Source organism: Dermabacter sp. HFH0086, from assembly GCF_000413375.1.
Classification (GTDB): Bacteria; Actinomycetota; Actinomycetes; order Actinomycetales; family Dermabacteraceae; genus Dermabacter; species Dermabacter hominis.
On sequence record NZ_KE340308.1, the window covers coordinates 277,872 to 289,819 of the forward strand.

The 11,948-nt window shown below is 64.2% G+C and carries 11 protein-coding genes and 1 tRNA gene; 2 read left to right on the forward strand and 10 right to left on the reverse strand.

Annotated elements, in window-relative coordinates:
• Positions 1-41 precede the first annotated feature (41 nt).
• On the forward strand, positions 42-1,718 hold the full coding sequence (locus HMPREF1484_RS01360; protein WP_016663222.1) for a formate--tetrahydrofolate ligase: 1,677 nt from the start codon (positions 42-44) through the stop codon (positions 1,716-1,718).
• 106 nt (positions 1,719-1,824) lie between these two features.
• Here the strand turns inward: HMPREF1484_RS01360 and HMPREF1484_RS01365 are convergent, their stop codons facing one another.
• The 8 genes from HMPREF1484_RS01365 to dcd form a co-directional block, all read right to left on the reverse strand.
• Entirely contained in the window at positions 1,825-2,382 is a 558-nt protein-coding gene (locus HMPREF1484_RS01365) for a monovalent cation/H(+) antiporter subunit G (protein WP_016663223.1), read from the reverse strand.
• On the reverse strand, positions 2,379-2,666 hold the full coding sequence (locus HMPREF1484_RS01370) for a monovalent cation/H+ antiporter complex subunit F (protein WP_016663224.1): 288 nt from the start codon (positions 2,664-2,666) through the stop codon (positions 2,379-2,381). Before HMPREF1484_RS01370 ends, HMPREF1484_RS01365 begins: the two co-directional genes overlap by 4 nt.
• The gene (locus HMPREF1484_RS01375; RefSeq protein ID WP_016663225.1) at positions 2,666-3,229 is read right to left on the reverse strand and encodes a Na+/H+ antiporter subunit E; all 564 of its coding nucleotides are present in this window, start codon (positions 3,227-3,229) and stop codon (positions 2,666-2,668) included. The genes HMPREF1484_RS01370 and HMPREF1484_RS01375 overlap by 1 nt, the downstream gene beginning before the upstream one ends.
• Positions 3,226-4,791, reverse strand: a complete 1,566-nt coding sequence (locus tag HMPREF1484_RS01380; protein ID WP_016663226.1) for a Na+/H+ antiporter subunit D — start codon at positions 4,789-4,791, stop codon at positions 3,226-3,228. Before HMPREF1484_RS01380 ends, HMPREF1484_RS01375 begins: the two co-directional genes overlap by 4 nt.
• Complete coding sequence (locus HMPREF1484_RS01385) at positions 4,788-5,369, reverse strand: Na(+)/H(+) antiporter subunit C (RefSeq protein ID WP_016663227.1); 582 nt, start codon at positions 5,367-5,369, stop codon at positions 4,788-4,790. The genes HMPREF1484_RS01380 and HMPREF1484_RS01385 overlap by 4 nt, the downstream gene beginning before the upstream one ends.
• Positions 5,359-8,277 (reverse strand): Na+/H+ antiporter subunit A, encoded by a 2,919-nt coding sequence (locus HMPREF1484_RS01390; protein ID WP_016663228.1) that lies wholly within the window; start codon positions 8,275-8,277, stop codon positions 5,359-5,361. The genes HMPREF1484_RS01385 and HMPREF1484_RS01390 overlap by 11 nt, the downstream gene beginning before the upstream one ends.
• A 149-nt stretch (positions 8,278-8,426) precedes the next feature.
• Positions 8,427-9,197 (reverse strand): hypothetical protein, encoded by a 771-nt coding sequence (locus HMPREF1484_RS01395; RefSeq protein ID WP_016663229.1) that lies wholly within the window; start codon positions 9,195-9,197, stop codon positions 8,427-8,429.
• Entirely contained in the window at positions 9,194-9,796 is a 603-nt protein-coding gene (gene dcd / locus HMPREF1484_RS01400) for a dCTP deaminase (RefSeq protein WP_016663230.1), read from the reverse strand. Before dcd ends, HMPREF1484_RS01395 begins: the two co-directional genes overlap by 4 nt.
• 82 nt (positions 9,797-9,878) lie before the next feature.
• Between dcd and HMPREF1484_RS01405 the strand changes: the two genes are divergently transcribed.
• Positions 9,879-9,952 (forward strand) — tRNA-Gly (locus HMPREF1484_RS01405).
• Between the two features lie 79 nt (positions 9,953-10,031).
• Here HMPREF1484_RS01405 and HMPREF1484_RS01410 read toward each other — a convergent pair.
• Entirely contained in the window at positions 10,032-10,721 is a 690-nt protein-coding gene (locus HMPREF1484_RS01410; protein WP_016663231.1) for an ABC transporter ATP-binding protein, read from the reverse strand.
• Between the two features lie 51 nt (positions 10,722-10,772).
• The gene (locus HMPREF1484_RS01415) at positions 10,773-11,867 is read right to left on the reverse strand and encodes an ABC transporter permease (protein ID WP_016663232.1); all 1,095 of its coding nucleotides are present in this window, start codon (positions 11,865-11,867) and stop codon (positions 10,773-10,775) included.
• Positions 11,868-11,948: the final 81 nt, after the last annotated feature.

The window sequence follows — 11,948 nt, forward strand, 5'->3', positions numbered from 1 at the left end:
GCCCCCGCAGGAACCGAGAAGAATCAAAGGAGATTTGCCCCATGGCAAGCGAAAACCCCGATCTCAAGATCGCCCAGGCACATACCCTCAAGCCGATCACCGAGATCGCCGAGGCCGCCGGTATTCCGAGCGACGCCCTCATCCCCTACGGCTGGACCAAGGCCAAGGTCGACATGAAGAAGATCGACCGCAGCAGCGACAAGCCGAAGGCGAAGCTCGTGCTCGTCTCGGCCCTCTCGCCCACCCCCGCCGGCGAAGGCAAGTCGACAACGACCGTCGGCCTTTCCGACGCCTTCTCCCTCAAGGGCAAGAAGACCGTCGTGGCCCTGCGTGAGCCGTCCCTCGGCCCGGTCATGGGCGTCAAGGGCGGCGCGACCGGTGGCGGCTACGCCCAGGTCGTCCCCATGGAAGACATCAACCTCCACTTCACGGGCGACTTCCACGCGATCCAGATCGCCAACAACACCCTCGCGGCCCTCATCGACAACTCGATTCACCAGGGCAACCCCCTCAACATTGATCCTCGCCGCATCCAGTGGAAGCGCGTCCTCGACGTCAACGACCGCGAACTTCGCTCGATCGTCGTCGGCCTCGGCGGCCCCGCCCAGGGCATGCCCCGCGAAGACGGCTTCGACATCGTCGTTGCCTCGGAGATCATGGCGATCCTCTGCCTCGCGACGGACCTCGCGGACCTCCAGGAGCGCATCTCGCGCATCGTCGTTGGCTACACGTTCGATCGCAAGCCCGTGACCGTCGCCGACCTCAAGGTCGAAGGCGCCATCACGATGCTCCTCAAGGACGCCCTCAACCCGAACCTCGTGCAGACCCTCGGCGGAACGCCCGCCCTCGTGCACGGCGGCCCGTTCGCCAACATCGCGCACGGCTGCAACTCGATCATCGCGACGAACCTCGCCCGCGAGCTCGGTGAAATCGCCGTGACCGAGGCCGGCTTCGGCTCGGACCTCGGCGGCGAGAAGTTCCTCGACATCAAGTCGCGCTTCGGCGGATTCTCGCCCGACGCGGTCGTGCTCGTCGCAACCGTGCGCGCACTCAAGATGCACGGCGGCGTCAAGAAGGACGAGCTCGAAACCGAAAACGTCGACGCGGCCCTCGAGGGCACCTCGAACCTCCGCAAGCACCTCGAGAACATCCGCAAGTTCGGCCTCGAACCCGTGATCGCCCTCAACCGCTTCCCGTCGGACACCGAGACCGAGCTCAACGCCGTTCTCGACTGGGCCAAGGAGAACGGTTACAAGGCAGCCCTCTCCGAGGTGTGGGCCAAGGGCGGCGAAGGCGCTCTCGACCTCGCCGACCAGGTGCTCGCCGCGATCGAAGAGGCCGGCGACTTCCACCACCTCTACGAGACCGAAGACGGCGTCGAAAACGCCATCGAGACCATCGCCAAAGAGGTCTACGGTGCTTCCGAAGTTCAGTACGTCGACGGTGCCCCCGCTGCGCTTCGCCGCCTCAAGAAGAACGGCTGGGACAAGCTTCCCGTCTGCATGGCGAAGACCCAGTACTCGTTCAGCGACGACCCGGCCAAGCTCGGCGCCCCCGAGGGCCACGTGCTCCACGTTCGTGACCTCATCCCCCGCCTCGGCGCTGGGTTCGTCGTTGCCCTCACCGGTTCGGTCATGACCATGCCCGGCCTGCCGAAGGAGCCCGCGGCTCTGCGCATGGGCGTCGATGAGGACGGCAACGCGATCGGTCTCTTCTAAGGGACTATCGACTCCCACGCGTAAGGGAGCGGGGGGTGGCCACCGGGCCGCCCCCCGCTCCCTCGTTAACCCGGCAGCCGTCGGAACTTTCACCGCCCTACTGGCGCTACTGTTTTCCGCCGTACTCTCCCGTGCGGGGGTGTGCACCGGCGTCGCCCTCGTCGCCTTCGCTGATCTCTTCCTCGTCGAAGTATTCCTTGAGGCCGGCGAGTTCAAGGCCCATCGTGTGCGTGAGAACGTTCGAGGGAAGGGCGTTCTCGGTCTCGGTATCGGGGTGGGCATCCGCCTCAGGATCGATGAAGCCGTCGTCATCGTCGTCGCCTTCGCCACCGATCGACAGTCGCGGCGTGAGTTCGTCGAAGGCGTAGTCGCTTCCAAGGAGGAAGCCGCGGCGGAATGCGGCTCGACCCAGCATCGCGCTCGAGGCTGTCATGGTCAGGAATTGAGCGGCGAGCACGAGGGCCAGCATGCCCGCAATTGCCAACGACTGCGAGGCAATCGCGGCCCCCGCAAGCACGAGCACAAGGCCGAGGGTTTGCGGTTTGGACGCCGCGTGCATGCGCGAGAGAACGTCGTTGAAGCGAATGAGACCAACCATCGCGATCGCGGCGACGAGCACGCCGATCACGATGAGAATCGAGCCGACAATCTCCGGGATGCTCACTGCTCGGCGTCCTTTCGCTCCGGGGCGTCAGCGCGGGCCACGAAGCGGGCGAGCGCGAGCGTGCCAATGAAGGCCGTCGCAGAGAGGGCGAGGGCGGGGATAATCGCGAAGGTCGTTGCGGTCCATGCCGAGTAGAGCGCGAGCCCCATGATGACTTGCACAACGAGCATGTCGAGCGCGACGGCGCGGTCGAGAACGGTGGGGCCCACGATCATCCGGTAGACGATCGGGATCGAGATCAGGCCGAGCGCGATCGCGGCGCTCAGGAGAATCGTCTCGAACATCAGCCGTGCCTCCTTCTCGTCCCGTAGCCGGCGCTTTCGAGGATGTCGCGCGCGGCGAAGGCCCGCAGCAGGCGTTCCTCTTGGCAAAGAATGCTCTCGTGCTGCGCCTTGATCTGCTCTTTCGTGGTCACGCCGATCGCGTGGAAGAACAGGGTTCCCGTGGCCCGCTGCGCCTCAACGACAACCGAGCCGGGAATGAGTGTCGCGAGAATACCCGTGAACGACAGGAACAGGTCGCTTCGTGACCGTAGCTGCACGGCGATCACGCTCGAGCCCGGGCTACCGGAGGGGCGCAGCGCGAAGCGCGCCACCTGGATGCTGCCCTCGACGAGGTCTTTCGCGAAAACGGCGATAAACACGAGCGCGCTTACGGGGCGTAGGGTGACTTCGCGGCTCAGCGGTGGCGCGGGGAAAATAACGTAGATGAGGGCGCCGAGGAGGAGTCCGCCGAGGACACTCAGGACACTGAATTCTCCCCACAGGAGGCACCACGCGAGGGCACCTCCGAGGATGCCGAGCGTGTGCGATGGAAGGTCGCGGATTCGACCGGTGAAGCGGGTCATTCGGGCGCCACCTGCCCTCCACCGGCGTCGTCGATGTTGTACACGAGGCGATCGGCAGCGTCGTCACCGAGCACTGCACTCACGTAGGGGGCTCGCTCAAGCAGCGAGGACGCGGCCGTTTCGCTGTACGCAATGAGGGGGCCGGCGAACACGGTGAGGGCGAGTGAGAACGCGACGAGCGCCGCGGTCGAACCGCTCATGAGCAGCGGCGTGACGGGCTTCTCCACCACGATCTGCTCGGGAGTTTCCTGCCAGAACGCGCGGTTCCACACCTTCGCGATCGCGTACATGGTCAGAAGCGAGGTGATCACACTCAGCGCAACGAGGATCCACGCGAGTGCGCTCCCGCGGTGGATGCCGCCAATGATGAGGCCAACTTTCCCGATGAACCCGCTAAGAGGCGGCACACCCGCGAGGTTCATGGCCGGCACGAAGAAGAGGATCGCGAGCCACGGCGCGGCCTTCGCGAGCCCACCGAGCTTCGCGAGATTCGTTGTTCCTCCCACGTGCTCGATGAGTCCAGCCGCGAGGAACAGCGTGGACTGCACGGTGATGTGGTGGGCAACGTAGAACACGGTTGCCGTCATGGAGATCTGCGAGGAAATCCCGATGCCAAACATCATGTAGCCCATATGGCTGACGAGCGTAAACGACAGCACACGCTTGAGGTCAGTTTGGGCGATTGCCCCGAGGATGCCGATCACAAGGCTAAAACCGGCCGCGACCAGGAGGACCGTCGAGATCTCCGACTCGGGGAACATGAGGGTTTCAAGGCGAATGATCGCGTAGATCCCCACCTTGGTCAGCAGTCCCGCGAACACAGCCGTCACGGGGGCGGGCGCCGTCGGGTAGGAGTCGGGCAGCCAGGCCGACAGCGGGAAGATCGCCGCCTTGAGCCCGAACGCGATCAGCAGCACGAACTCGATGAGCAGGCGCACATGGTGGTCCACGTGGTCCATGCGCGCGGCAATCTCCGCGAGGTTCACGGTTCCGACGGCTGCATAGCAACTGGCGATTCCCACGAGAAACAGCATGGAGCTCACCATCGACACGATCACGTATGTCGTCGCGGCTCGAACCCTGCTTGCGGATCCCCCGAGCGTCAGCAGCACGAATGACGCGGCGAGCAGGATCTCGAAGCCCACGTACATGTTGAAGAGGTCGCCCGCGAGGAACGCGTTCGAGACTCCCGCGACGAGCAGGAGGTAGGAGGGGTGGAAGATCGCAATGGGGGTGGATTCGATGTGCTCGGAGATCGTTTGAGCGCTCGCGTAAATGAGCACGGCGAGGGTCACGAAGGACGAGACTAAAAGCATGAGGCCCGTGAGTCTGTCGGCAACGAGCACGATGCCGAGCGTGGGCGTCCATTTGCCAATCTGGAGCACGAGGATGCTGTTCTCGTTGATCCAGTACATGAGGAGCGCCGCGATCACGAGGTTGACGCTGAGGGTGCCGATCGTGACGATGAGTTGGAGTCCAGCGCGGTGACGCGTGAGGAGAGCGACGGCGGCGCCGAGGAGCGGGAGCATCACGGGCGCGGCGAGGAGAATCTCGGGGCTCATGGCGTCTCCTCCTCGTCGCTGTCGCTTTCTGTAGGGCTCTGTTCGACTTCTTCGTCGGACGTAAAGTCGTCGGAAATATCGTCGTCCGCATCCTCGCGCGCGTTCGCGCGTGCCTTTTCGGCCTCTTCCTCCAAGCGGGCGTGTTCGCGTTCCTTGCGTCGCTCGTCGGCTTCGAAGCCGACCTTCTCGATGACCTCGTGGCGGTGACGTTCGACGAGCCTGCGCGAGCGGTCGGCGACGCGGAGGTCCTCGACGTCGTCGGGAACCTCGTCGTGGCCGAATAGCTGCCACGAGCGGTAGGAGAGCGCCATGCCGAAGCCCGTGAGGGCGAGAGAGATGACGATCGCGGTGAGCACCATCGCCATGGGCAGCGGGTCGCTCATGGCCTCGAGTGCGCCCGAGCCATCGAATGGCGGCGTTCCGGGGGTCCCGATCGCGAGGAGAAACAGCAGGTTGATGCCGTTGCCCGCGAGGACCGCGCCCATGATGATGCGCGAGAGGGTGCGTTCGAGCAGCATGTAGATTCCGCTCGCGATCAGGACTGCCGCGAGAACGAGAATGAGGAGGCTAACGTGCATCGAGTTCCGCCTCCTGATGCCGGTCGATCTGCTCGCCAAGCGTGCGCAAGACGTCGAGGGCGAGGCCCACGACGATCAAGTACACGCCGATATCGAAGATGAGTGCGCTCGCGAGTTCGATCTCGCCGAGAACGGGGAGGTGCCCGATCCACACGTAGCTTTGGAACACCGTGCCGCCGAAGAGGAGCGGTGAGATGCCCGTGAAGAGAGCGAGCACCATGCCAATGCCAAGGAGCGCCCCGGCCTGCACGGGCGCAGCCTCGTTGAGTTCGTAGCGGCCGCCGGCGAGATAGCGAAGCGTAATCGCGAGGCCCGCAACCAGCCCACCGGCGAATCCGCCACCGGGGAAGTTATGGCCCGCACACAGCAGGTAGATGCTCAACACCATGAGCATCGGGAACGTGAGGCGCGTGATGACTTCGAGGACGACCATGCGGCGTTCGGGGGCCAGGGTGCGGCTCGCCAGCAGCCACGTGGAGCCGCGATTGCCCTCGAGGTCCCCGCTCTCGTTGTGGAACCGAAGCGTGTTTTCGGGGATGGAGGCGTCGGACGCTCGTCGCCAGATCGAGAGCTCTCCCTCGAGGTCCCCTACGCGCACGATTTGCTGCTCACGCTTTTGCACGAAGATGAGGGAGGCGATTCCTGAGGCAACGACGAGGACGACGGCGATCTCACCCATGGTGTCCCACACGCGCGCGTCGACGAGAGTGACGTTGACCGCGTTGTGTCCCTTGCCGATCTCGTAGCCGGCCTCGATGAGCTCAGGGCCAACCGGGGCGGTGAGGCGTGCACCCGCCGCATACGCGAAAACGGTGACGATCACGATGGCCGTGCAGATCGCGATCGACCAGCGCGCGACTTGGTCGAAGCGGCGCGGGCGAATCGAGAAGTGCGCCGGCAGGCGTCGCAGCACGAGGATGAGCACGACGGTCATCATCGTCTCAACGAAGAGCTGGGTCGCGGCGACATCGGGGGCGCCGTACATCATGAACAGGAGCGCGACGCCGAAGCCCGTTCCGGAAATCAGCAGCGCGGCCCTCAGCCGGCGACGGGCGCGCGCCGCGCCGAGCGCTGCGAACGCCGCGAAGCCGACCACGGCAAACTCTGCGGGATGCACGAACAGGACGACCGTGTCCGGGTGCTTGCCGGTAAAGCCGAGTGCGCCACCGAGCATCACGACGAACACGAGGAAGATCGCGCCGAGGTGCACCGGAAGCGAGCCGCGCTGGAAGAAGGCGGTGGTGCGCACGGCGAGCGAGTCCACCTGGCGCATGGAAGCGCGGAACAGGCGCTCCGCATCGCACCATCGCCCAAGCGCTGTGCGCTGAGGGCTCACGGCCTTCTGGAAGCGCTCAAACGGTGCGTGCCAAACCGCGAGGGCGGCACCGAGGGTAAGTGCGAGGAGCGAGCAGATGAGCGGGAGCGACACGTAATCGGGAACGACGGCGAGGTGACCGACCTCCCCCACGGCGGCGCCGGGGCCGCCCGCGATGAGCGTCGCGAGCGCCTCAAGCTGAGGAGTGAGCGCGAGAGCGGAAAGGCTCGCGGCCGCGACGATCGCTGGGATGAGCTGGAATCGCAGCGTGGGTTGCTTGTGCGGAGCCCCGCCCTTACCGGGAAACATGTGGAAGAAAAAGCGGCAGGAATACGCGACTGTCAGCACGGATCCCGCGACGGTCGCCGCGAGGATCGCACGAGCCCACGGCTCACCCTCGGCGAAGGTGTAGAACACCGCTTCCTTTGCGACGAATCCAAACAGCGGCGGCATCGCCGCCATAGAGGCCGCGCTCACGAAGGCGACGATCCCGATAATCGGCAGGTCCTTGAACACTCCGCTAAGTTCGCGCAGGTCGCGAGTGCCGTAGCACTTGTCCACGACGCCGACGCTCATGAACAGCGGCGCCTTGAAGAGCGCGTGTGCGAGGGTGAGCATGGCTGCGGCAAACACCGCCTCGCGCGTTGCGACGGCCGCGATCGACGCCATGAATCCAAGCTGGGACACGGTGCCGTACGCGAGCAGCAGCTTGATATCGGTTTGCCTAAGGGCGCGCCACCCACCGAGCAGCATGGTCGCGGCACCGAGCGCGGAAACTGTAATCGTGAGGGGTCCGACGGTTGCCAGGAGCGGGGCGAACCTCAAGAGAACATAGATTCCCCCCTTCACCATCGCCGCGGCGTGAAGATACGCCGACACTGGCGTGGGGGCGGCCATTGCACCGGGGAGCCAGAAGTGCCCGGGAGCAAGTGCCGATTTCGTAGCCGCACCGATTAGCACGAGCACGAGGGCCACAACGAGGTACGGGGAGACTGCGGCGAACGCGGGCGACGTGAGGATCTCGGAGATTCGCATGCTGCCGGCTTCGACACCGAGCATGAGGAGTCCGATCATGAGGGCGAGGCCGCCCGCGGTCGTAGAAATGAGCGCGTTGATCGCCGCGCGACGCGAGGCCTGCTTCGTGACGTAATGGCCGATGAGCAGGTAGGAGAACACGGTCGTGAGCTCCCAAAACACGAACAGCATCATCGCGTCGTCGGCGAGCACAAGCCCGAGCATCGCCCCGGAGAACGCCGTGAACACGCCCGCGAAACGGGCGAGCGACGGCTCCGTTTCCTTGAAGTACCGCGAGCAGTACAGCATGATGACCGTTCCGATACCCGAAACGATGAGGACGAACAGCCACGCGAGCGGATCGAGTGCGAAGCTCAGAGTGATGCTGAACTGGGGAATCCACGGGTGAGACTCGACGAGGGGCGCCTCGGCGAGGGCGGCAGGTGAGTGCGCGAGCAGGTACGCGGCGGTTCCCGCGGGAACGAGAGCGATCGGTAGGAACGCTTTTTGTTTCCACCACTTCACGAAAAAGGGCGCCGCAAGTGCCATCGCGAAATGCGCGGCGATGGCGATAATCATGCAGGTAGTTCCGTCCTCGTGACTACGGTGCGGGGACGCTTAATTCTATCAACCGAGCAGGGCTCGCCATACGTTCATCCCACGTCACGGGATGCACGCCTCCAGCGTCAACCAGACCCTCGCTCGCGTGAAGTGCTTGGCGAAGGCTGTTAGAAGAGCTCGTTCGGGTTCACGAGGAAATTCTCGTAGTCGAGCACGAACCCGCCGGTCTCGTCCCAAATTGCGCGCGCCACGGCGCTGCACCCGAGGTAAGCCTCACGCCATTCACGAATTTGCGGCTTCTCCGGGTTTTCGGCAACGAGGCTCGAGGGATCGTCGGGGCGATAGGCCACCGTGTACAGCGCCGCGCCTTCCTTGACCCATTCGACGTGCTCAATCGCGGGGATATCTTCCTCGAGCGTCGTCGCTTCGACCACGAGGTCGGCGTGCGCGAAAATCGGGGCCGAGATCATGTACGGGAAGCCCTCGGTCTCTCCCACAAGCTCCGACTCCTTCACGATTTTCTGCACGATCTCGAGCAGGTCCTTCGGCGCGAGCTCATACGCGGCAATCACGTGGAGGCTCGGCTGCATGAACTGATGCGGGGCGAGCTCGTGGCCAGTGTCGGTCACGACTTTCCCGCCGAGGCGACGCACCGCGTTGAGCGCGAACTCGAGAATCTCGCGCTCCTCACCGGCGGGAACGCCGTTCGGGAAGGCCGTATCGAAGCCGAATCCATCGGGAATCTCCGAAGGTCCGCCATCGCGATGCATGGGAACCTCGATCGTTGCTTCGTTCGCCGAAGGGTTCCACACAAGCGAAGTCGTGTCACTGACCCGGATCGTTTTCTTCTTCTTCCGCGCGAGCGGGTAACGGTTGAGCGTGAGCGCGAAGAGATCATCGAGCCCGTAGCTCCGGTCGAGAACAAGGGTGTGCGTCACGGGGTCTCCTCCAAGGGGGTTGCGGGGATCTGCGTGCGGTGAAAGTTCATGTAGGAGCGGGAAGCCGTCGGACCCCTTTGACCCCTGTACCTGTTGAGGTTCCCCTCCGAGCCGTACGGGCTCTCTGCCTCGCTACTAAGCCGGAAGAAACACAGCTGGCCGATCTTCATGCCCGGCCACAGCGCAACCGGGAGGGTTGCCATATTCGACAGTTCGAGGGTGATGTGCCCCTCGAACCCCGGATCGATAAAGCCCGCCGTGGAGTGCGTGAGCAGCCCGAGGCGGCCGAGGCTCGACTTCCCCTCGAGGCGCGCCGCAATATCGTTTGGAAGGCTCACCGTCTCGTACGTCGAGGCGAGAACGAATTCGCCCGGATGCAGCATGTAGGGCTGGTCGGGATCAACTTCCACGAGCCGCGTGAGCTCTGCCTGCTCCTTCGCAGGGTCGATCATCGCGTACTTGTGGTTGTCGAAGAGTCGAAAGAATCGATCGATCCGCACGTCCACTGACGCGGGCTGAATAAACTCGTCACCAAAGGGGGCGATGCCGATGCGGCCCGCCTCGATTTCCGCGCGAATATCACGATCACTGAGAAGCACGCCTCTATCTTAACGCGTGGTCGCTTCCCTCACGCCGGTTTGGAGGTGCGCCGCGCGGCGGCTACACTGGGGAGGCACATTCGCGGGTGTAGTTCAATGGTAGAACTTCAGCTTCCCAAGCTGACAGCGCGGGTTCGATTCCCGTCACCCGCTCCACTTTCACCGAATTGCATAGACGTTGCGGGGGTTATCTCAGCCTTCACGACCGGAATAACCCCCACAAACCCTCGGGAATTCAGGTTCGCTCGCGCGAAAGAACGCCGTCCACCATGCGATAAACGGAGTCGAACTCTTCGAGCTGCTCTTGCGCGTGGGTCACGACGACCGTCGCGAGCTCGCGCTTGCGGGTGGTCTCCGCGAGCAGTTCGATGATCGCTTTGGAGCGCTCCTGGTCAAGGGCACTCGTCGGCTCATCCACGAGCAGAACCTCGGGCTGGTGGATGATCGCGCGGGCAATGTTGACCCTCTGGCGCTGACCACCGGAGAGGGCGCCCGGGCGGTGATGCGCGCGGTCGAGCATGCCCACGGCATCGAGCGCCGCCTCGATGCGCTCTTGGCGTTCCTTCTTCGAGACGCGCTTCAAGGTACCCGCACCGAGACGTGCGACGATTTCGAGCTGCTCGGCAACGGTGAGCGACGGGATGAGGTTCGGCGACTGAAACACGATGCCGATGTGGTCGCGGCGCACCTCGCTTTTGTGCTTTTGGTTAAGCGTTGTTGTTTCGATACCGGCGATTGCCACGCTTCCCGAATCGGGGCTCGTGAGGGTCGCGGCGACCGACAGCAGGCTCGACTTGCCCGAACCGGAGGGGCCGGTCACGGCGGCGAACTCACCGGGGTTCACGGTGAGGTTCGCGTGGTTGATTGCGGTGACGTTCGAGCCGCCATCGGGGTAGGTGAGGGTGATGTCGTTGAGGTTCAGCATGGCTGTGTCCTTTTCATCAAAGTGTGAGGGGCGCGGAGTCTTCCGGAGTGGCTAGGCCGCCGACGCTTGCAGGGCCTTCGTCGGATCCACCTTCGTGATCGTGCGGACCGACACGAGCGAGCCCACGAGACCCGCGAGAAGCATGAGGATGGGGACGCCCACGAGCGTCGCAACGTTCATGACAAACGGCATCGCGTTGGCGACGAGAACGCCCAGACCAGCGGTGAGACCAACGCCGATGAGCGAACCGATGCCGAGCACGATGAGCGCCTGCCACAGCGAGTCGCTCGCGAGCCAGCTCGTGCGCGCGCCGATCGCCTTGAGCACGGCGATATCGCGCTGACGCTGCATCGACCACACGAGGAAGAACACGCCGATCACGAGCGTCGAGATCACGACGAGGAGAGCGATCATCATCGCGAGCGAGCCGATTTCTGAGCGGAACGAGCCAATCGCGAGAAGCGACGGGAGAAGCGACTTCGTGGTCGTGGACTGATCGCTATCGAGGGTCTTGACCTCGGAATCAGTGAGAGCCGAGGAAGCGTCGGACCCTCCCTCCCCCACGAGAAGTGCGGTCGCGTAATCCTGCGGCTGATGGGTGCGCTCGAGGTAGTCGTGCCACGTGGTCAGGTCAGCGAAGGCGACCGGGCGGTGTGAATGGAACTCATCCTTGAGCACGCGTGAGACGGTGAGGGTCTCACCCGAAACGTCGAGGGTGTCGCCGGCTTTCACTCCGAGGGATTCGGCAGTGGTCTCGCTAAGCACGAGCTTGCCGGCCTCGGGGACGCGGGAGTCCTTGCCGAACGGCTCGGCCATGAGGACGACCGACTCGGTCTTCTCGCCTGTATCGAGCAGTGCGCTCGAGATGCCGAGCGGGGTGACGGCGTCCTTTCCGGCCTTGTCAGCCCAGGCCGTGTACTGCTCCTCGGTGATGGTCGAGTTCGCGAACTCTTCCTTCTCACCCTCGTCGACCGACAGGACGACCTTGTCGGGATTCAACGAGAGAATCGCCGAGATGTTCTGCATCGCGAGGCCGCCGGTGAGGCCGGCCAGGAATGTCACGAGGAACGTCATGAGGGACACGACGGCGACGATGAGGGAGAAACGGCCCTTCGCGAAGCGTAGGTCGCGGATGGCAAGAAACATGAGGCGAACTCCTTATGCACGATTGATGATGTCTCCACTGTGCCGATCCGGGCCTCTCCCCCGGTACCTCCCGGCGGTACC